The organism is Streptomyces sp. PL-29 (assembly GCF_058344425.1).
The window spans coordinates 4,333,329-4,352,044 of sequence record NZ_CP136996.1 but is presented as its reverse complement, the minus strand read 5'-3'; the positions used below and the strand labels follow the sequence as shown (position 1 = coordinate 4,352,044).

Here is an 18,716-nt window from a genome sequence, read left to right as displayed (position 1 = left end):
CCCCGGGGGATGCATTCCGTGCTCCATTGTCCCGCACGCTTCAAGGTGCTTCGCGCCCGGTCCCGCCGCGGGACTCCGTCCGGGGGTACGCCCGGCCGGGCGCTCCCCCACGACCGCCCCTCCCGTACCCTCGACCCCATGTCGCTCTACGCCGCGTACGCCGGCAACCTCGACCCGCGGCTGATGACGCGCCGCGCCCCCCATTCGCCGCTGCGCGGCACGGGCTGGATCAACGACTGGCGGCTGACCTTCGGCGGCGAGCAGATGGGCTGGGAGGGCTCCCTCGCCACGATCGTGGAAGCCCCCCGTCAGCAGGTCTTCGTCGCCCTCTACGACATCGCTCCGCTGGACGAGGACTCGATGGACCGCTGGGAGGGCGTCGGGCTCGACATCTACCGGCGCATGCGGATCCGGGTGCACACCCTGGACGGCGACGAGGCCGCCTGGTGCTACGTGCTCAACGGCTACGAGGGCGGTCTGCCCTCGGCGCGCTACCTGGGCGAGATCGCCGACGCAGCCGAGTCCGCCGGCGCTCCGCACGACTACGTGATGGAGCTGCGCAAGCGCCCCTGCTGAATTCCCCGGCAGGACCCGCACCGGTTGGCCGTCCGACCCATCACCGCAGGTCATCGCAGGTCACCGCCGGTGTGGACGGGTAGGTGGTGGGAAACGACAACACAACGATCCGAGCATGGTGAGCTGTGCCATCTACGCGCGTAGGCAATGAGCGGCTACGCTCGTCTGCGTGAACGCATCTGTTACCGATCCCACCGCCGCCGCCGACGCCGCAGCCGCCCGCCTGCGGGAGCTCACCGGCGCCGAGACCCACGATGTCGCCCTCGTCATGGGCTCCGGCTGGGCCCCGGCCGCCGAGGCCCTGGGCGCCCCCGAGGCCGAGTTCCTCGTCACCGAGCTGCCCGGGTTCCCCCCGGCCGCCGTCGAAGGACACGGCGGCAAGGTCCGCTCGTACAAGATCGGCGACAAGCGCGCGCTGGTCTTCCTGGGCCGCACCCACTACTACGAGGGCCGTGGCGTCGCCGCCGTCGCCCACGGTGTCCGTACCGCCGTCGCCGCGGGCTGCAAGACCGTCGTGCTGACCAACGGCTGCGGTGGTCTGCGCGAGGGCATGCAGCCCGGCCAGCCGGTGCTGATCAGCGACCACATCAACATGACGGCCACTTCGCCGATCATCGGCGCGAACTTCGTGGACCTGACGAACCTGTACTCGCCCGCGCTGCGCGCGCTGTGCAAGGAGATCGACCCCTCCCTGGAGGAGGGCGTGTACGTCCAGTTCCCCGGCCCGCACTACGAGACCCCGGCCGAGATCAACATGATCCGCGTCATGGGCGCCGACCTGGTCGGCATGTCCACCGTGCTGGAGGCCATCGCCGCCCGCGAGGCCGGCGCCGAAGTGCTCGGCATCTCCCTGGTCACCAACCTGGCGGCGGGCATCTCCGGCGAGCCGCTGAACCACGAAGAGGTCCTCCAGGCCGGCCGCGACTCGGCCGCGCGCATGGGCAAGCTGCTGACCCAGGTCCTCGCCCGCATCTGAGGCCCCGGGACCGTACGAGAGGTAAGGCGGAAGTAGTGCAGGAACAGGACGACCTGATCACCCGGGCGCAGGCCTGGCTGGCGGAGGACCCCGACCCGGAGACCGCGGCCGAGCTCGCCGCGCTCCTCGACGCGGGCGACACGGCGGAGCTCGCCGACCGGTTCTCCGGCACCCTGCAGTTCGGCACCGCCGGACTGCGCGGTGAGATCGGCGCGGGCCCGATGCGGATGAACCGCAGCGTGGTCATCCGGGCCGCGGCGGGCCTCGCGGCCTACCTGAAGGGCCAGGGCCACGCCGGCGGCCTGGTCGTCGTCGGCTACGACGCCCGCTACAAGTCGGCGGACTTCGCCCGCGACACCGCGGCCGTGATGACCGGCGCCGGGCTGCGCGCGGCCGTCCTGCCCCGCCCGCTGCCCACGCCCGTCCTCGCCTACGCCATAAGGCACCTGGGCGCCGTGGCCGGCGTCGAGGTGACCGCGAGCCACAACCCGCCCCGGGACAACGGCTACAAGGTCTACCTCGGTGACGGCTCGCAGATCGTCTCCCCGGCCGACGCGGAGATCGCGGCGGAGATCGCCGGCGTCGGCGCGCTCGCCTCGGTCCCCCGCCCGGACTCCGGCTGGGAGGACCTCGGCGACGAGGTCCTGGAGGCCTACCTGGCCCGTACGGACGCGGTGCTGACTCCCGGTTCCCCCCGCGGTGTGCGGACCGTCTACACGGCCATGCACGGCGTCGGCAAGGACGTCGTGATGGCGGCCTTCGCCCGGCACGGCTTCCCGGAACCGGTCCTGGTCGCCGAGCAGGCCGAACCGGACCCGGCCTTCCCGACGGTGGCGTTCCCCAACCCCGAGGAGCCGGGCGCGATGGACCTGGCCTTCGCCAGGGCTGCCGAGGTCCAGCCGGACATCGTGATCGCGAACGACCCGGACGCGGACCGTTGCGCGGTGGCCGTCCCCACCGCCGACGGCTGGCGGATGCTGCGCGGCGACGAGGTCGGCGCGCTACTCGCGGCGCACCTGGTCCACAAGGGCGCGACCGGCGTGTTCGCCGAGTCCATCGTCTCCTCCAGCCTCCTGGGCCGGATCGCGGAGGCGGCGGGCGTCGGCTACGAGGAGACCCTCACGGGCTTCAAGTGGATCGCCCGCGTCGACGGCCTGCGCTACGGCTACGAGGAGGCGCTCGGCTACTGCGTGGACCCCGAGGGCGTCCGCGACAAGGACGGCGTGACCGCCGCCCTGCTGGTGGCCGAACTGGCCTCGGAGCTCAAGGAACAGGGCCGCAGCCTGACCGACCTGCTCGACGACCTGGCGATGGCCCACGGGCTGCACGCCACCGACCAGCTCTCGGTCCGTGTGTCGGACCTGTCGGTCATCGCGAACGCCATGGCGCGGCTGCGCGCGGAACCCCCGGTCTCGCTGGCCGGCCTGCGGGTCGTCTCGGCGGAGGACCTGACCAGGGGCACGGAGTCGCTGCCGCCCACGGACGGTCTGCGCTACTACCTGGACGGTGCGTACAAGGCCCGGGTCATCTGCCGCCCGTCGGGCACGGAGCCCAAGCTGAAGTGCTACCTGGAGGTCGTCGTACCGGTACCCGAGGCCTCCGACCTGGCGTCGGCCCGTACCACCGGCCAGGAAGTCCTGGACGCGGTCAAGAAGGACCTTGCGGCGGCCATGGGCCTCTGATTCCCCGGCCGCCCACCGCTTCCGGCCCCGGGGCTCCGGCCCCGGGGCAGGTTGCCGCCCCGTCCGGCGGGAACCTGCCCAGCCGGATCCCCGGCCCCCCGAGCCCCGCTCGGGGGGCCTCGTCGCGTCCGGGAGCGGCGGACCGCTCAGCGCGGCGACGCGGTCGGCCGGACGATCTCGCCCAGTGTCGGCACCGACTCCGGCCGTGAGCGGACCGCGTCCGTGCACTCCCACGCGCGCGGCGGATCGGCGTCCGGTCCGCCCAGGACCACCGGTCCGGGGCCGGCCGACACCGTCTCGCTGCCCGCCAGCGTGCACACGATCTGCGACAGCGCCACCGGCGGCAGATCCTCCGGCTTGCGGCTGAGCCGCACCGTGCCCGCCGGGTCGCCCGGCTTCGGCGCACCCGCCGTCAGCCCCGCCGGCACCCCGGTCGAGAAGCCGGCGTCCCGCTCCTGCGCAGTCGGCGTCCGCTCCAGCGCTTCCAGCAGCGCCTGCGCGGCCTGCGCGACGGGATCCCGCAGCGCGCCCTTCTCCGGCATCGAGACGATCCGGTCCACGCCCACCAGCTGCGATCCGCAGACCAGTTCCACGGTGGCGCGGAAGCCCGGCGCCCCGCTCTGCCCGCCCGGCTGCTGCGCCGGGGTGTCGCACGAGACGCGCGACGGCGCCTCGCCCACGTCCACGGGCACCGTCGTCGCCCGGATCCCGCAGCCCGCCGTCGCGAGCAGGGCCGTCCCGAGGAGCGGGAGCAGTACGGCCGGCGCCGCCGGCAGGGTCCTACGCATCCGGATCACCCGTGATCGCCTTTCCCACGTCCACCGGCAGCCTCAGGGTGAACAGTGCCCCGCCACCGGGCACGTTGGCCGCGGCGATGTCGCCGCCGTGGATGTGCGCGTTCTCCACGGCGATCGACAGGCCGAGCCCGCTCCCGTCCGACTTCGGGCGGGACGCACTGGCCTTGTAGAAGCGGTCGAAGACGTGTGGCAGGACCTCCTCGGGGATGCCCGGCCCGTTGTCCTGGACCGCGATCACCAGCCAATCTCCCTGCACGGCCACCGACACCCGCACGGGCGAGCCGCCGTGCTTGAGCGCGTTGCCGATCAGATTGGCCAGGATCACGTCGAGCCGGCGCGGGTCGAGCCGCACCACGATGTCCCGTCCGGCGTCGAGTTCGACCGCGTCGAGCCAGGCACGGGCGTCGATGCAGGCCGTGACCTGGTCGGCGACGTTGACGTCGTCCAGCACCAGCTTGGCGGTACCCGCGTCGAAGCGGGTGACCTCCATCAGGTTCTCCACCAGGTCGTTCAGGCGCCGGGTCTCGCTGACGACCAGGGTCACCGCCGGGGCGATCATCGGGTCGAGGTCGTCGACCTCCTCCTCCAGGACCTCGGCCACCGCGGTCAACGCGGTCAGCGGCGTGCGCAGTTCGTGCGACATGTCCGCCACGAAGCGCCGGCTGGACTCCTCCCGCGCGCTCATGTCGGCGACCTTCTTCTCCAGCGCCTCGGCCGTCTTGTTGAAGGTGCGCGACAGGTCGGCGAGTTCGTCGGTGCCCGACACGTCGAGGCGGTGGTCCAGTTCGCCCTCGCCGAGCCGCCGCGCGGCGTCGCCCAGCCGCTGGACGGGCTTGAGCACGGTGCGGGCCGCGGCCTGCGCGAGCAGGGCGGAGCCGAGGAGGGCGAGGATCGTCGCGATGGTCAGCGACCAGGCGAGCGCGTTCAGGTCGTCCCGCTCCTGGGCGAGGGACTTGTACATGTAGCCGGTCGGCCCGCCGCCCACGATCCGCGTGCCGCCGACCAGGTACGGATTGCCGCGCGGCTTCGTGCGCTGCCAGTACACGTGGTATTCGGCGTCGTTCGCCGACGTCGTCTTCTGCCGGTCGTTCACCGCGTTCTGCAGGGACTTCGGCACGTCGGTCAGCCGGAAGTTGTCGGGCCCGGCCGCGCCGTACGTCAGGCGGTTGTCCTTGCCCTCCTGCACGAGCAGGACGCTGTAGCCGGGGCTGCTGCCCGCCATCAGCTCGGCGGTGCGCTGCAGCTCCTCCGGGGTCGGGTCGGCGGGCAGCGCGGCGGCACGGTTCTGCATCTCCTGCCGGAAGTCGCCGAGGGCGGCATCCTGGACGCGGGTGAGCACGGCCTCGCGGTTGAGCCAGTAGGCGATCCCGGACGCGGACACGGCTGCGGTCAGGGCGACCAGGGCGAAGACGACGAGAAGCCGCAGCCGCAGGCTGGTCCAGCGCCGGCCCGCGAGCAACGACCGGATCACTGCGGGGAGTCCAGGCGGTATCCGACGCCCCTGACCGTGCGGATCAGGGTGGGCGAGGACGGCACGTCCTCGACCTTGGCGCGCAGCCGCTGGACACAGGCGTCGACGAGCCGCGAGTCGCCGAGGTAGTCGTGCTCCCAGACCAGGCGCAGCAGCTGCTGGCGGGAGAGCGCCTGGCCCGGCCGGCGGCTCAGTTCGAGCAGGAGCCTCAGCTCGGTGGGCGTGAGCTGGAGGTCCTCGCCGTTCTTCGTCACCGTCATGGCGGCCCGGTCGATGACGAGTGAGCCGAAGCTCGCCGAGTCGCTCGACTCGCGTTCGCCGCGGCGCAGTACGGCCCGGATGCGGGCGTCGAGGACCCGCCCCTGGACGGGCTTGACCACGTAGTCGTCGGCTCCGGACTCCAGGCCGACGACCACGTCGATGTCGTCGCTGCGCGCGGTGAGCAGGATGATCGGCAGCTGGTCGGTGCGGCGGATCCGGCGGCAGACCTCGAAGCCGTCGATCCCGGGCAGCATCACGTCCAGCACGATCAGGTCCGGCCGCTGCTCACGCAGCAGCTTCAGGCCGTCCTCGCCCGTCGCCGCGGTGGCCACACGGTGGCCCTGGCGTGACAGGGAGAGTTCGAGGGCCGTGCGGATGGCGTCGTCGTCCTCGATCAGCAACAGGAAAGGCACGGGCTCATTCTGTCCCATGGGCAGTCGGGAGTTCGACCGTCAGGGGGGCCGGATCCTGCCGGAGTCCGCGGGTGTCCTTCGGACGGGTCCCTGTGACAGTGCTGTGACAGTCGACGGACACCCCGGTTAAGTCGGCCGGGCAGGCTTCTACTCAACGCACAGCGATCCGAAGCAGACACACTCCACGACGGGGGGCGCGAGATGAACACGCTGCACAGCACCACCACCAGCGCGGTTGTCACGCGGCTGCACGATGTGAACCGCCGGGCGGGTGTCCGTTCGGTGGCGGTCGCCCGGCCCCGGCCGGCCCACGTCGTAGCCATTGACGCGAACCAGTACCGGGCGGTTCCCGCCCAGCAGCAGACGCCGTCCCCGGCGTCGGAGGCGGAGTTCACGGCGTACGTCCAGGAGCGGCGCGCGGCCCTGTACGCGACGGCCTTCCACCTCACCGGTGACCGTTACGAGGCCGAGGACCTGCTGCAGAGCGCGCTGTTCTCCACGTACCGCGCCTGGGACCGGATCAGCGACAAGGCCGCGGTCGGCGGCTACCTGCGCCGCACGATGACGAACCTGCACATCAGTGCCTGGCGCCGGCGGAAGCTGAACGAGTACCCGACGGAGGAGCTGCCGGAGACGGCCTCCGACACGGACGCGATGCGCGGTACGGAGCTGCGCGCCGTGCTGTGGCAGGCGCTGGCCCGCATCCCGGAGCCGCAGCGCACGATGCTGGTGCTGCGCTACTACGAGGGCCGCACGGACCCGGAGATCGCGGAGATCCTCGGAATCAGCGTCGGCACGGTGAAGTCGAGTATCTGGCGTTCGCTGCGCCGCCTGCGGGAGGACGAGTCGCTGAGCTTCGGCCGCGACGAGGCGGAGTCCTTCGAGGAGCTGGTCGCCTGAGGGCGGTCGGCGGGACCACATGAACCACCCCGGCCACGGGGGACCGTCTTGCGGGGGTGAGGCGGCGGCCAGCGGGGGAGAAGGCGCGGGATCGGTCGGGCGGGGGTCCGACCGGTCCCGCGCACCCGTTTGCGGGCCCGCGCGGCGCCGGGCGGATGTGCAGTCGGTCGTCCTGTCGGTCGGGCCGGTCCGGGCACCGGGGCGCGCGGATCCGACCCGATCGACAGGTCGTCCCCTACGCGGCGGCCGGGCTCGTGGAGCGGCGGCGGCCGGCGGCCGCGATCCGGCCGAGGGCCTCGTCGGGGCCGCAGGCGTGGGCGCCCAGTTCCAGGTGGCGGGCCACGATGCCCCGCTCGGCGCGCATCAGGCGCCAGCCGCGGCGGATCAGGAACAGCACGGACTTGCGGCCCTCGCGCAGATCGCGGACGAGCCGGCGGCGGAAGGTCGTCGAGGGGCGGCCGCGCAGGCAGATGGCGTCCGCGAGGAGGCCGAGGTCCTGGCAGCGGGCGGCCACGTCCGCGGCGAAGATGCCCTCGGCGACGAACAGCGGCGTGCGGGCGATGTCGAGGGTGTCCCAGCCGGTCCGGGAGCTGGTGGCGATGTCGTAGACGGGCACGTCCGTCCGTCCCGACGCGCACAGCTCGGCGATCGCGGCGACGGCGGCGTCGGCGTCCCACGACAGGGGGGAGTCCCAGTCGATGTCGGAGCTGCCCTCCACCAGCGGCAGGCTGGGGTCGCCGGCTTCCTTGTAGAAGTCGTCGAGGCGCAGTACGGGCAGCCCGGCGCGGGCGGCGAGGGAGGATTTTCCGGAGCCCGACGGACCGGTCAGCAGGACGACTCGGGTCGGCGAAGGAGAGGAAGAGCTCACGGGACACCAGTCTGAACCATTCCCCCGGGTAGGGGATCCTCCCGGTGACCGGTTGGTGTCCAGGAACACACCTCCACTACGCTGCGTGCGCACGCGACTACGACCACAGGCGGGATCCCCATGGCACGTCACGCAGCCCCTTCGGCCCCGAACCGGCTCCGCAGCGCGGGTCTGACCCTCTCGATGGCCGGCGCCGCGCTGGCGATGGCGGCGGGCGGCGCCCAGGCCGGCGAGCTGGACGTCCCGGCGGCGGTGGCCGGGGTCACCGACCCGATCGCGAACCTCAAGGTGAACCCGCTGGCCCACACCGGCGTGGACCCGCTGGACAACGGGGTCGCCACCAAGGTCGCCGACTTCCCCGCCGTCGGCACCGGCATGGTGACGGGCATCCTCACACAGGGACCGTCCGTCGGCGAGCTGCCCACCGCGGCCGTCTCCTCGCTGCTGGGCCCGGCGCTGCCCGCGAAGTAGCCCGCACCCGGGCCCGTGCGCGGGCGTACGAAGGCCCCGGCGGCGCGGGGGACACCGCCGGGGCCGGTCTCGCAGGAGGCAGGGCCCGGGCCCCGCGACCGGGGTCGCACCCGGCCGCGCGCTCCTTCGACGGCAGGACCTAGTAGGACGAGCCGCCCGCGCCCAGCGACCCGGTGGGGTGCCAGACCGTCTTGGTCTCCAGGAACGCCGTCATGCGGGAGGTTCCCGGGTCGGCGCTCCAGTCGTCCACAGGCTGTGGACGCAGGACGCGCTTGAGGTTGTCGGCCGCTGCGATCTCCAGTTCCTTGGCGAGCGCCGCGTCGGCGCCGGCCAGGTCGATCGCGTTGACGTCCTGGTGGGACGCCAGGTGCGGACCCATCTCGGCGGCCTTGCCGGACAGGATGTTGACCACGCCGCCGGGCAGGTCGGAGGTGGCGAGCACCTCGCCCAGCGAGAGCGCCGGCAGCGGGGACTTCTCACTGGCGACGACGACGGCGGTGTTGCCGGTCGCGATGACCGGGGCGATCACCGACACCAAGCCCAGGAACGAGGAGTCCTGCGGGGCGACGACGGTGACGACACCGGTGGGCTCGGGGGTGGAGAGGTTGAAGAACGGACCCGCGACCGGGTTGGCCCCGCCCACGATCTGTCCGATCTTGTCCGTCCAGCCCGCGTACCAGACCCAGCGGTCGATGGCCGCGTCGACGACGGCGGCGGCCTTGGACTTGGACAGCCCCTCGGCCTCGCCGACCTCGCGGACGAACTGCTCGCGGCGGCCCTCCAGCATCTCGGCGATGCGGTAGAGGATCTGGCCGCGGTTGTAGGCGGTCGCGCCCGCCCAGCCGCCGAAGGCCTTGCGCGCCGCGACGACGGCGTCACGCGCGTCCTTGCGGGAGGACAGGGGGGCGTTGGCCAGCCACTTGCCCTTGGAGTCGCTCACCTCGTACACCCGGCCGCTCTCGGAGCGGGGGAACTTGCCCCCGACGTACAGCTTGTAGGTCTTGAAGACGCTCAGACGCACAGAGGACTCAGACATCGAGGTAGGCCTCCAGACCGTGGCGGCCGCCCTCGCGGCCGAAGCCCGACTCCTTGTAGCCGCCGAAGGGCGAGGTCGGATCGAACTTGTTGAACGTGTTGGCCCACACGACCCCGGCGCGGAGCTGGTTGGCGACCGCGAGGATGCGCGAACCCTTCTCCGTCCAGATGCCGGCGGACAGGCCGTACTGGCTGTTGTTGGCCTTGGCGACGGCCTCGTCGGGCGTGCGGAAGGTCAGCACGGACAGCACCGGGCCGAAGATCTCGTCGCGGGCGACGGTGTGCGCCTGGGTGACGTTGCTGAAGAGCGTCGGGGCGAACCAGTAGCCGGCGGACGGCAGCTCGCAGGCCGGGGACCACCGCTCGGCGCCCTCGGCCTCGCCGGTGTCCGCGAGGGCGGTGATCCGGGCGAGCTGCTCGGCGGAGTTGATCGCGCCGATGTCGGTGTTCTTGTCGAGCGGGTCGCCCAGGCGCAGCGTGGAGAGGCGGCGCTTGAGGGAGTCCAGCAGCTCGTCGTGGATCGACTCCTGGACCAGGAGGCGGGAGCCCGCGCAGCAGACCTGGCCCTGGTTGAAGAAGATGCCGTTGACGATGCCCTCGACGGCCTGGTCGATGGGGGCGTCGTCGAAGACGATGTTGGCGCCCTTGCCGCCCAGCTCCAGGGTGACCTTCTTGTCGGTGCCGGCGATCGAGCGGGCGATGGCCTTGCCGACGGCGGTCGAGCCGGTGAAGGCGACCTTGTTGACGTCCGGGTGCTCGACGAGGGCCGCGCCCGCGTCGCCGTACCCGGTGAGGATGTTGACGACGCCCTTGGGCAGGCCCGCCTGGCGGCAGATGTCGGCGAAGAAGAGCGCGGAGAGCGGTGTGGTCTCGGCGGGCTTCAGGACGACCGTGTTGCCGGTGGCGAGGGCCGGGGCGATCTTCCACGCGAGCATGAGCAGCGGGAAGTTCCACGGGATGACCTGGCCGGCGACGCCGAGCGGGCGCGGGTTCGCGCCGTAGCCCGCGTGGTCGAGCTTGTCGGCCCAGCCCGCGTAGTAGAAGAAGTGCGCGGCGACCAAGGGGAGGTCCGCGTCCCGCGTCTCCCTGATCGGCTTGCCGTTGTCCAGGGTTTCCAGGACCGCGAGCTCCCGGCTGCGCTCCTGGATGATCCGGGCGATGCGGAAGAGGTACTTGGCGCGCTCGGAGCCCGGCAGCGCGGACCACTTCTCGAAGGCCTTGCGGGCGGCCTTCACGGCACGGTCCACATCGGCGGCGCCTGCCTGGGCGACCTCGGAGAGGACCTCCTCGCTGCTGGGCGAGACGGTCTTGAAGACCTTGCCGTCGGCGGCGTCGGTGAACTCGCCGTCGATGAAGAGCCCGTAGGAGGGGGCGATGTCGACGACCGAGCGGGACTCGGGGGCCGGCGCGTACTCGAAGAGGGAAGTCGTGTTGTCCATGTTCATGGGGTCTCAGTCCACCGTCACGTAGTCGGGACCGGAGTAACGGCCGGTGCTCAGCTTCTGGCGCTGCATCAGCAGGTCGTTGAGCAGGCTGGAGGCGCCGAAGCGGAACCAGGTGTTGCTCAGCCAGTCCTCGCCCACGGTCTCGTTGACCAGGACCAGGAACTTGATCGCGTCCTTGGTCGTGCGGATGCCGCCGGCCGGCTTCACGCCGATCTGGATTCCAGTCTGCGCCTTGAAGTCGCGGACGGCCTCAAGCATGAGCAGGGTGTTCGCGGGGGTGGCGTTGACGCCCACCTTGCCGGTCGACGTCTTGATGAAGTCGGCGCCCGCGAGCATGCCGATCCAGGAGGCGCGGCGGATGTTGTCGTAGGTCGACAGCTCGCCGGTCTCGAAGATGACCTTCAGGCGCGCGGCGCTGCCGTCGGGACGGGTGCAGGCCTCCTTGACGGCCTTGATCAGCTCGTACGTCTCCAGGTAGTGGCCGGCGAGGAAGGCGCCACGGTCGATGACCATGTCGATCTCGTCCGCGCCGGCGGCGACGGCGTCGCGGGTGTCCGCGAGCTTGACGGGCAGCGCGGCGCGGCCTGCGGGGAAGGCGGTGGCGACGGAGGCGACCTTGACGTCGGCGCCGTTCAGGGCGGCCTTGGCGGTGGCCACCATGTCGGGGTAGACGCAGACGGCGGCCGTCATCGGGGTGGTGCGGTCGGTCGGATCGGGATGGACGGCCTTGGCGGAGAGCGCCCGGACCTTGCCCGGGGTGTCCGCGCCTTCCAGCGTCGTCAGGTCGATCATCGAGATGGCCAGGTCGATGGCGTACGCCTTGGCCGTCGTCTTGATCGAACGGGTGCCGAGCGAGGCCGCGCGGGCCTCCAGACCGACAGCGTCGACGCCGGGCAGCCCGTGCAGGAAGCGGCGCAGCGCACTGTCGGACGTCGTCACGTCAGCGAATGCGGTGAGGGTGGTGGGCATGGTCACCAGAGGAGCATATCTACGCGCGTAGCGACCTGTCACCCCCCTCCCCCGATTCCGGCCGATCCGCTGCGGAATCGACACCTCCGCCACCTGTTACCCGGCCATGACAGGAGGGCGATCGTCCGGACGCACACGATCAGTAGGTTTCCTTCCAGCAGCCCGCCGGAAGCTCACCGGACGAAGACCGGACCGAGACGGACGCGGCATGCGGCCTTCCCCACCTGCCCGGGACAACGCTCCAAGGAGTCCTCGTGCGCACCGCCCTCCGCGCCTCGATCACCACCGTCGCCCTCGCCGGCGCGCTCCTCGCTCCCGCCGCGGGGGCCGCGCACGCCGCCGCGGCCGTCCGTCCGTCCGCCGCGGTCACCCCGCAGACCCCCGCCGACCGGTTCTCCGGCACCCCGGCCCACATCGGCGAGGGCCTCGTCGCGGTGCTGCGTCACGGGGCGGAGGGCCCGGAGGCCTGGATCCGCGCCGTCGGACCGGACTGGCAGCCGGGCGACCACTACATGTCCCGCGTGCTGACGGTGCTGGACCGCGAGAACACCGGCGGCACCGCGAACGGCCTGGACCTGGAGATCACCGAGGTGGACTCGGCCGCCCCCGTCCTCGCGGTCACGAAGGCCGGCGTCACCCGGTCCTTCCCGCTGCCGCTGTCCGAGGCGGCCCGGATCCACGATGCCCGATGCGTCTCCGCCACGAAGCGACTGCGCCTGCACGGCACGCTGGTCGCCGACCTGACGAGGACCCCCGACGGACCGCAGGTGCAGTTGGTGGAAGGGATCACCAAGCAGGCCCACGAGAAGCTGACGCGCACCGACCCCGCCCCGGCACCGGGCGGCCCGACCGCCGCCCGCATCGTGAACCCGAGCGGTGCCCGGCCGTCATTCGCGTACGAGACCCCGGGCGGGGAGCACCCCTTCGCCGATGCGCTCTTCCCGGAGCTGCCCGCGGGCTGCCCCGTCACCTACGCATTCGAGGACGAGGCCCCCGCTCCGGAGCCGGATGCCACGCCGTCCGGCGCAGCGGCCGCCGCCGCCCCCTCGGCCACGCCGGCCGGGAAGCCGTCGCCCTCCACCGGCCCGGCCGCGCCGGCCGCCCCCGAGGCGCAGGCCCCCGGTGAGGCCGCGGCCATGCCCCGGGGCGGTCTCGCCGCCGGCGCCGGTCTCGCCGCCGCGGCGGCCGGCCTCGGTGCGGCCCTCCTCGCCCGCCGCCGCGGCCGCACCCCGCGCTGACGGCCCGCCGGCGTGTCCCGCGGTCCCCCGGTCGCTCCGTCCGGCGGGCCGCCGGCCCGTCGGCACCTTCCCCCGTACGCCGCTCTCGTGGGCCGCGGGGGCGTGGGGCAGAATCGACCCCATGAGCAGCCAGCAGCCGACCGATGAGCCGGTCTACGACGACCGGGTCTACCGCTCCTCCATGGGCGTCGTTTCGGGGGTGCTGCTGCTCGCGCTGACGGCTTGGCTCTGCGGGGACGCCGTGCTGCGCGGCTCGGGGAACACCCCGTGGATCGCGCTGGCGGCCGCGCTGTGCGCCGTACCCCTGATCGTGGCGTTCACGATCCGACCGGCCGTCTTCGCCAACGACGACCGGATGCGCGTGCGGAACCCCTTCCGGATCATCGAGCTGCCCTGGGCCGCCGTGGACGCCGTGCGGTCCGGCTACTCGGCCGAGGTGCTGGCCGAGGGGTCGAAGTACCAGCTGTGGTCGGTGCCCGTCTCGCTGCGCGAGCGGAAGAAGGCCCACCGCCAGCGACTGCGCTACGAGGGGCTGCGCGACCGGGAGGAGCGTTCCCCGGGCGAGAAGCTCCGGGTCCCGGCCGAGCCGATGCGGGCCAGTGCGGACCGGATCGTCGACGAGCTCCAGAGGCTGGCCGAGCGGGGGGCCGAGCGGCCCGGCGCCCAGGGCGGCGTGCGCGTGCACTGGTCGTACGAGATCATCGCGCCCGCCGTGTCCGGCGCGCTGCTGCTGATCGTCCTGCTGGCCACCGGCTGACCGGGGCCCGACGACGGGTGGCCGGGCAGCCGCGCCGTGCCCGCCGCCACACCCCTCCGGCGGAACCGTGGCCGCCTGATGGTGCGTCCTCGCAGGTGTGCAGCGTATTGAGGCCGACGGCACCTCCGTCGGCGCCACCGCGATCCCCCTCCGTCTCCGACTCCTGTCCGGGGTCCTGCTCGCCGCCCATCTCCTGGTCGTCGGCTGGCTGACCCTGCGCCCCCTCGACGTTCCGTGGGCCGCCGCCGGCAATCTGACCCCGCTGGAGGGGATCAGGGCCGACCTCGTACTCGGCCCGCTGGAGGCCGCTCGGCGGATCGGGGAGGGGATCGCGCTGCTGGCCCCGCTGGGAGTGCTGGTACCGCTCGTCAGCGGGCGGCTGTGGCTCTCGCGCCTGGCCCAGTGGTCCTCCCTGGTGCGGACCACCGCCGCGGGCGCGCTGGTTTCGATGAGCATCGAGATGCTGCAGAGCGGGGTCCCGGGCCGGGTCGTCGACGTGGACTCGGTGCTGCTGAACACCTTCGGCGTGCTGCTGGCGCACGCGGCCGTCGTACCGGCGCTGCGGGCCCGGATGCGCCGCTCACACGCCGCTTATCAGGGAGGGACCCCGAAGATTTCCAGGGTCGGGCTCGGCCCCTGGACCGACGTTCTGTCAGCGGTCCAGCGGGAGTATTGAGTCATCGCAAGAAAGCGATCCCGATGAAGGAGAACCTCATGAGCGCCCTGGTCCGCCCCCGTGACGGCCGTTGGATCGGCGGAGTCTGCGCCGGACTCGCACGGCGTTTCGGCATTTCCGCGAACACGATGCGGGTCATCTTCGCCGTCTCGTGCCTGCTGCCCGGCCCGCAGTTCCTGATCTACATCGCACTGTGGGTGCTGCTGCCGAACGAGAAGCCGGCATCGACCGCCTGGTAGTGCGGCCGCTCAGCCGGCCTGCCGGACCTTCTCCAGCTGCTTGTCCGTCACTTCCTGCGGCACCAGCACCTTCTGCTGGCCGCCCGCCACGTTGAGGGCCATCAGCCGTACGACGGTGTCGCCCTCGCGTACGACGAGCAGGTGGACCTGCGCGGAGACGCCCTGGCCGGCCGCGGTCGTGGTCCAGCTGACGCTCTCGTCACCGCTGGTGCGGTAGTCGGCGGTGCGGACGTCGCGGTAGCTGCCGGTCTGCTGGTCGACCGTGGCGGAGAAGCCCGTGCCGCAGGCGGCGACGGCGGACTTGAGCCGGGCGATCAGCGCCTTGGCCTCGTTCGCGGAGTAGGAGCTGACGGAGGCGGAGACCGCGAGCCCCACCTGCTTCTGGGATCCGATGCCCCGGTTGACGGTCTCGCGCGCCGCGGGGTCCGGCTTGTCGCCCATGATGTCGGCCAGCGGCTGGCAGGCCTTCTTGTCAGCCTGCGGCTGGCCGTCCGGGGCGTTCGGATTCTTCCCCTGGGCGGAGATCTGGTAGCCGGGCAGGTCGCCCTGGGCAAGAGCGGACCGCTCCAGCGTGGTGCCGCCGGTCTTCTGCGGTGCCGATCCGGCCGGGTCCGGGGACGCCGCGGGGGCGCCGCCGGCGCCGCTCGCCGACCCCTTGGGGTCGGGGGACCTGCCCGTCGCGGGGGCTTCCGTACCGCTGCAGCCCACGGCGGCGAACAGCAGGGCGGGGACCAGTGCGACCAGTGTCGCTCGTGCCTTCATGCGCATGACCGAGAACCTCATACCCATTGCGTCGGCGGGCAGTTGGTGGTGATCGTGGCACACCGCACGGCGGCCCACACACCTCTTCGAAGGAGCGTGCGACCGCCGCGCGTGCGTTCGTCCGTCTCGCGTCGGTGTCAGCCGTTGAGGGCGCCGGTGACCGGGCCCAGCAGACCGGTGACCGCGGCGGTGGGGTCGCTCGGCTGCCCCTCTTCCGTCTTCATCTGCTGCTGGCTGGTGACGCCCTCGAGCGCGCCGGTGGCGGTGCCGAGCGCGTCGGTGATGCCGATCGCGGGAACGGCGGCGGAGGCGGCACCGGCGGCGACGGCGGCGAGGGCGGCACCGGCGGCGGCGGCACCGAGGAACTTGGCAGCTGACTGCTTCATGAAAGGTATTCCTTGCGACGGGGAATTGAGCGGCTCCGCAAACTAGTCACTTCAAACCCCGGCCCGCAAACATCCTTTTATACGAGAAAGCGCCCGGAAATTGCCTCTTCCGGGCGCTTTCGGTACGTCACGCCATGGCCTAGGCCGAGACAGAACCGCTGGTGGAGGCGGTCTGACGGAACAGCCACTCCGACTTCAGCTCCGCATAACCAGGCTTGATGACCTCATTGATCATGGCCAGTCGTTCATCGAAAGGAATGAACGCGGACTTCATCGCATTGACGGTGAACCACTGCATGTCGTCCAGCGTGTAGCCGAAGGTGTCCACGAGGTGCTCGAACTCGCGGCTCATGCTGGTACCGCTCATCAGGCGGTTGTCGGTGTTGACCGTGAGCCTGAAGTGCAGCTTCCGCAGCAGGCCGATCGGGTGCTCGGCGTACGAGGCGGCCGCGGCCGTCTGCAGGTTCGAGGTCGGGCACATCTCCAGGGGGATGCGCTTGTCCCGGACGTAGCTGGCCAGGCGACCCAGCGTGACCGAACCGTCCTCGGCGACCTCGATGTCGTCGATGATCTTCACGCCGTGGCCGAGGCGATCGGCGCCGCACCACTGCAGGGCCTGCCAGATCGACGGCAGACCGAAGGCCTCCCCCGCGTGGATCGTGAAGTGGTTGTTCTCGCGCTTGAGGTACTCGAAGGCGTCGAGGTGGCGGGTGGGAGGGAACCCCGCCTCGGCGCCGGCGATGTCGAAGCCGACCACGCCGTTGTCGCGGTAGCGGTTGGCCAGCTCCGCGATCTCCAGCGCGCGGGCCGCGTGGCGCATCGCGGTCAGCAGGGCGCCGACGCGGATGCGGTGGCCGTTGGCCTTCGCGCGGCGCTCGCCCTCGCGGAAGCCGTCGTTCACGGCCTCGACGACCTCTTCGAGGGTCAGCCCGGCTTCCAGGTGCTGCTCGGGGGCGTAGCGGATCTCGGCGTACACGACGCCGTCCTCGGCCAGGTCCTCGGCGCACTCGGCGGCGACGCGGAAGAGAGCCGCCTTCGTCTGCATGACCGCGCAGGTGTGCGCGAAGGTCTCCAGGTAGCGCGGCAGGGAGCCGGAGTCGGCGGCCTCGCGGAACCAGATGCCGAGCTTGTCGGCGTCGGTCTCGGGGAGGCTCGCGTAGCCGACCTCGCGGGCCAGCTCGATGATGGTCCCGGGACGCAGTCCACCGTCGAGGTGATCGTGCAGGAGCACCTTCGGGGAACGGCGGATCTGATCCGGGGTCGGCAGGTTGGGGGTCTCGCTCGTCATCTGCGCACTCTACTCCTACGCGCGTAGAGCGTCGTGTCCCGGCAGGCGTCGATATGTAACAGAGACCGCGCGGACGGATGGCGTACACCCGAGGGTCTGAGACTGTTCCGCCATGGCACAGCATGCGCCGCCGGCGCGCGGGGCCCGCCTGGGGCGGGCAGCCGGCGCGAGAACCGGCTCGGGTTCGACGGAAAGCCCGGTCAACGGGGTGGTGCTCCTGCTTCCCGGAGCGTCCAGATTCTCCCCCGGCCCCCTGCGTCCGCTCGCGCGGGCGCTGGCCCGGGCCGGCGGTGCCGACGGCCTGGTCGCGCACACCGTCATCCACGGCGGGGAGTCGGCGCGGGAGGAGCAGGCACGCTGGGCGGCGGATGAGGCGGTGCGGCGGTACGGGGACGTGCCCGTGTGCCTGGCCGGCTACGGCGCCGGCGGCCTGGCCGCGCTGCGGGCGGCGGGGCACGGGGCGGTCAACTCGGTTCTGGCACTGGCCCCTTGCCTGGCCGAGGGAATGCCTGCGGACTCGCCCGAACCGGTGAAACAGCTGTCGGGGCGGCAGGTCCTGATCGTGCACGGCACCAACGACGCCCGCAGCGACCCGGAGAACTCCTTCCGGCTGGCGGAGCGGGCGAAGAAGGCGAACCGCTCGACCTGCCGGTTCGAGGTGCACTCGGACGGGCACGGACTGCGCGAGCACCAGGCGGAAGTGGTGGCGCTGGGCGTGGACTTCGTCCTCGGCGCGGTCTTCTCCGGGCGGTACTCGCGCCCCGTCACGGACGCCCTGGCCGCACCGCCACCGCTGGGCCTGCGGATGCCGCTGGCCTCCGGCTTCGGGAGGTCGCTGCGCGGATGAGGCGGCGGGGGCGGCCCGGGACGGGGCGGGACCGGCCCGGGGACGGGGCGGGACCGGCCAGGACGGGGCGGGACCGGCCCGGGGACGGGGCGGGACCGGCCAGGACGGGGCGGGACCGGTCGCGGCCCGCGAAGCGGGCTCCCGGCGTACCGTGAGAAGTGGACTCGGGGCACCCGCTCCCCTCCCGGAGGCGATCGGCCATGGCCGCAATCGACTGCAGGAACTTCGACGCGCCGGACGAGACCAGGCCGTTCGTCGGCGGCATGGGCAGGCTGGACCTGGTGGACACCGGGGACGGCGCCGTCGGACGGGCCGTCTTCCTGCCCGGCTGGAAGTGGTCGGAGCACGTCAAGCCGCTGGCCGGGACCGACAGCTGCCGGGCCGACCACACCGGGTACGTCGTGAGCGGCCGCATGAAGGTCGTCATGGACGGCGGCGAGAGCGCCGAATTCGGCCCCGGCGACTACATGCGCGTCCACCCCGGGCACGACGCCTGGGTCGTGGGCGACGAGGCCTGCGTGACGCTGGACTGGACCGGCTTCTCCGACTACGCGAAGCCGTCCGGCTGAGCACCCCGGCCGGGACCGCACCGCACCGGGACCTCGCGCCGGTCCGCCCGTGCCCGCCGTTCCGCCCCCTCTCGGTCGGATGGCACGGAT

At 72.3% G+C, this 18,716-nt stretch carries 21 protein-coding genes; 11 read left to right on the top strand and 10 right to left on the bottom strand.

The genetic code is table 11. From position 1 onward, the window contains the following. Window positions 1-138 precede the first annotated feature (138 nt). The 3 genes from R4Z63_RS20080 (at window position 139) to R4Z63_RS20070 (ending at window position 3,234) form a co-directional block, all read left to right on the top strand. A complete protein-coding gene (locus R4Z63_RS20080) occupies window positions 139-576 on the top strand; it encodes a gamma-glutamylcyclotransferase family protein (protein ID WP_037919211.1) in 438 nt (145 codons plus the stop codon). A 169-nt stretch (window positions 577-745) separates the two neighbouring features. Next, window positions 746-1,552: a purine-nucleoside phosphorylase gene (locus tag R4Z63_RS20075; RefSeq protein ID WP_030851168.1), complete on the top strand. Its 807-nt coding sequence runs from the start codon at window positions 746-748 to the stop codon at window positions 1,550-1,552. A gap of 35 nt (window positions 1,553-1,587) precedes the next feature. Next, window positions 1,588-3,234, top strand: coding sequence for a phospho-sugar mutase (locus R4Z63_RS20070; RefSeq protein ID WP_384452627.1), 1,647 nt, complete (start codon window positions 1,588-1,590; stop codon window positions 3,232-3,234). A 146-nt stretch (window positions 3,235-3,380) separates the two neighbouring features. Here R4Z63_RS20070 and R4Z63_RS20065 read toward each other — a convergent pair whose 3' ends face one another. The 3 genes from R4Z63_RS20065 to afsQ1 are packed head-to-tail and all read right to left on the bottom strand — an operon-like array spanning window position 3,381 to window position 6,176. After that, window positions 3,381-4,022 carry a hypothetical protein gene (locus R4Z63_RS20065; protein WP_052030324.1) on the bottom strand — a complete coding sequence of 214 codons (642 nt, stop codon included), beginning with the start codon at window positions 4,020-4,022 and terminating at the stop codon, window positions 3,381-3,383. Beyond that, entirely contained in the window at window positions 4,015-5,502 is a 1,488-nt protein-coding gene (locus tag R4Z63_RS20060) for a sensor histidine kinase (protein WP_037919209.1), read from the bottom strand. Before R4Z63_RS20060 ends, R4Z63_RS20065 begins: the two co-directional genes overlap by 8 nt. Further along, window positions 5,499-6,176, bottom strand: coding sequence for a two-component system response regulator AfsQ1 (afsQ1, locus tag R4Z63_RS20055; protein WP_063754818.1), 678 nt, complete (start codon window positions 6,174-6,176; stop codon window positions 5,499-5,501). The genes R4Z63_RS20060 and afsQ1 overlap by 4 nt, the downstream gene beginning before the upstream one ends. Window positions 6,177-6,377: 201 nt before the next feature. On the opposite strand from afsQ1, the gene R4Z63_RS20050 reads away from it, so the two are divergent. Then, window positions 6,378-7,076, top strand: coding sequence for a SigE family RNA polymerase sigma factor (locus tag R4Z63_RS20050; RefSeq protein WP_037919208.1), 699 nt, complete (start codon window positions 6,378-6,380; stop codon window positions 7,074-7,076). 235 nt (window positions 7,077-7,311) lie between these two features. Here R4Z63_RS20050 and R4Z63_RS20045 read toward each other — a convergent pair whose 3' ends face one another. Beyond that, window positions 7,312-8,013 carry a uridine kinase family protein gene (locus R4Z63_RS20045; protein ID WP_037919207.1) on the bottom strand — a complete coding sequence of 234 codons (702 nt, stop codon included), beginning with the start codon at window positions 8,011-8,013 and terminating at the stop codon, window positions 7,312-7,314. A gap of 51 nt (window positions 8,014-8,064) precedes the next feature. Between R4Z63_RS20045 and R4Z63_RS20040 the strand changes: the two genes are divergently transcribed. Next, on the top strand, window positions 8,065-8,415 hold the full coding sequence (locus R4Z63_RS20040) for a hypothetical protein (protein ID WP_037919206.1): 351 nt from the start codon (window positions 8,065-8,067) through the stop codon (window positions 8,413-8,415). Between the two features lie 139 nt (window positions 8,416-8,554). Here R4Z63_RS20040 and R4Z63_RS20035 read toward each other — a convergent pair whose 3' ends face one another. Genes R4Z63_RS20035 through deoC form a run of 3 tightly spaced genes read right to left on the bottom strand, consistent with a single transcriptional unit; the run spans window position 8,555 to window position 11,864 of the window. After that, window positions 8,555-9,451 carry an aldehyde dehydrogenase family protein gene (locus tag R4Z63_RS20035; RefSeq protein ID WP_037919205.1) on the bottom strand — a complete coding sequence of 299 codons (897 nt, stop codon included), beginning with the start codon at window positions 9,449-9,451 and terminating at the stop codon, window positions 8,555-8,557. Then, complete coding sequence (locus R4Z63_RS20030; RefSeq protein ID WP_384452634.1) at window positions 9,444-10,895, bottom strand: aldehyde dehydrogenase family protein; 1,452 nt, start codon at window positions 10,893-10,895, stop codon at window positions 9,444-9,446. Before R4Z63_RS20030 ends, R4Z63_RS20035 begins: the two co-directional genes overlap by 8 nt. A 6-nt stretch (window positions 10,896-10,901) precedes the next feature. Continuing rightward, window positions 10,902-11,864, bottom strand: a complete 963-nt coding sequence (gene deoC / locus R4Z63_RS20025; RefSeq protein WP_106967562.1) for a deoxyribose-phosphate aldolase — start codon at window positions 11,862-11,864, stop codon at window positions 10,902-10,904. Between the two features lie 254 nt (window positions 11,865-12,118). Here deoC and R4Z63_RS20020 point away from each other — a divergent pair, with 254 nt between their 5' ends. From R4Z63_RS20020 to R4Z63_RS20005, 4 genes are all read left to right on the top strand, one after another. Next, window positions 12,119-13,102 carry a hypothetical protein gene (locus R4Z63_RS20020; RefSeq protein WP_384452637.1) on the top strand — a complete coding sequence of 328 codons (984 nt, stop codon included), beginning with the start codon at window positions 12,119-12,121 and terminating at the stop codon, window positions 13,100-13,102. A gap of 121 nt (window positions 13,103-13,223) precedes the next feature. Next, window positions 13,224-13,859 (top strand): PH domain-containing protein, encoded by a 636-nt coding sequence (locus tag R4Z63_RS20015; RefSeq protein WP_037919203.1) that lies wholly within the window; start codon window positions 13,224-13,226, stop codon window positions 13,857-13,859. Between the two features lie 106 nt (window positions 13,860-13,965). After that, complete coding sequence (locus R4Z63_RS20010) at window positions 13,966-14,535, top strand: VanZ family protein (RefSeq protein ID WP_384452702.1); 570 nt, start codon at window positions 13,966-13,968, stop codon at window positions 14,533-14,535. Window positions 14,536-14,573: 38 nt separating this feature from the next. Further along, complete coding sequence (locus R4Z63_RS20005; RefSeq protein WP_037919939.1) at window positions 14,574-14,774, top strand: PspC domain-containing protein; 201 nt, start codon at window positions 14,574-14,576, stop codon at window positions 14,772-14,774. A 9-nt stretch (window positions 14,775-14,783) separates the two neighbouring features. Here the strand turns inward: R4Z63_RS20005 and R4Z63_RS20000 are convergent, their stop codons facing one another. The 3 genes from R4Z63_RS20000 to R4Z63_RS19990 form a co-directional block, all read right to left on the bottom strand. Beyond that, window positions 14,784-15,542, bottom strand: coding sequence for a hypothetical protein (locus R4Z63_RS20000; RefSeq protein WP_384452640.1), 759 nt, complete (start codon window positions 15,540-15,542; stop codon window positions 14,784-14,786). Window positions 15,543-15,673: 131 nt separating this feature from the next. After that, on the bottom strand, window positions 15,674-15,922 hold the full coding sequence (locus R4Z63_RS19995; RefSeq protein WP_384452643.1) for a hypothetical protein: 249 nt from the start codon (window positions 15,920-15,922) through the stop codon (window positions 15,674-15,676). A 139-nt stretch (window positions 15,923-16,061) separates the two neighbouring features. Then, complete coding sequence (locus tag R4Z63_RS19990) at window positions 16,062-17,210, bottom strand: adenosine deaminase (protein WP_037919196.1); 1,149 nt, start codon at window positions 17,208-17,210, stop codon at window positions 16,062-16,064. A 112-nt stretch (window positions 17,211-17,322) separates the two neighbouring features. Between R4Z63_RS19990 and R4Z63_RS19985 the strand changes: the two genes are divergently transcribed. After that, entirely contained in the window at window positions 17,323-18,057 is a 735-nt protein-coding gene (locus R4Z63_RS19985; RefSeq protein ID WP_078556132.1) for an alpha/beta hydrolase, read from the top strand. A gap of 200 nt (window positions 18,058-18,257) precedes the next feature. Further along, window positions 18,258-18,626, top strand: coding sequence for a cupin domain-containing protein (locus tag R4Z63_RS19980; protein ID WP_037919194.1), 369 nt, complete (start codon window positions 18,258-18,260; stop codon window positions 18,624-18,626). Window positions 18,627-18,716 lie beyond the last annotated feature (90 nt).

Bases quoted from the DNA above. Each gene is read 5' to 3' on its own strand.
- R4Z63_RS20080 (WP_037919211.1), top strand. From the start codon at position 139: ATGTCGCTCTACGCCGCGTACGCCGGCAACCTCGACCCGCGGCTGATG.
- R4Z63_RS20065 (WP_052030324.1), bottom strand. From the start codon at position 4,022: ATGCGTAGGACCCTGCCGGCGGCGCCGGCCGTACTGCTCCCGCTCCTC.
- R4Z63_RS20050 (WP_037919208.1), top strand. From the start codon at position 6,378: ATGAACACGCTGCACAGCACCACCACCAGCGCGGTTGTCACGCGGCTG.
- R4Z63_RS20040 (WP_037919206.1), top strand. From the start codon at position 8,065: ATGGCACGTCACGCAGCCCCTTCGGCCCCGAACCGGCTCCGCAGCGCG.
- R4Z63_RS20035 (WP_037919205.1), bottom strand. From the start codon at position 9,451: ATGTCTGAGTCCTCTGTGCGTCTGAGCGTCTTCAAGACCTACAAGCTG.
- R4Z63_RS20030 (WP_384452634.1), bottom strand. From the start codon at position 10,895: ATGAACATGGACAACACGACTTCCCTCTTCGAGTACGCGCCGGCCCCC.
- deoC (WP_106967562.1), bottom strand. From the start codon at position 11,864: ATGCCCACCACCCTCACCGCATTCGCTGACGTGACGACGTCCGACAGT.
- R4Z63_RS20015 (WP_037919203.1), top strand. From the start codon at position 13,224: ATGAGCAGCCAGCAGCCGACCGATGAGCCGGTCTACGACGACCGGGTC.
- R4Z63_RS20005 (WP_037919939.1), top strand. From the start codon at position 14,574: ATGAGCGCCCTGGTCCGCCCCCGTGACGGCCGTTGGATCGGCGGAGTC.
- R4Z63_RS20000 (WP_384452640.1), bottom strand. From the start codon at position 15,542: ATGCGCATGAAGGCACGAGCGACACTGGTCGCACTGGTCCCCGCCCTG.
- R4Z63_RS19995 (WP_384452643.1), bottom strand. From the start codon at position 15,922: ATGAAGCAGTCAGCTGCCAAGTTCCTCGGTGCCGCCGCCGCCGGTGCC.
- R4Z63_RS19990 (WP_037919196.1), bottom strand. From the start codon at position 17,210: ATGACGAGCGAGACCCCCAACCTGCCGACCCCGGATCAGATCCGCCGT.
- R4Z63_RS19985 (WP_078556132.1), top strand. From the start codon at position 17,323: ATGGCACAGCATGCGCCGCCGGCGCGCGGGGCCCGCCTGGGGCGGGCA.
- R4Z63_RS19980 (WP_037919194.1), top strand. From the start codon at position 18,258: ATGGCCGCAATCGACTGCAGGAACTTCGACGCGCCGGACGAGACCAGG.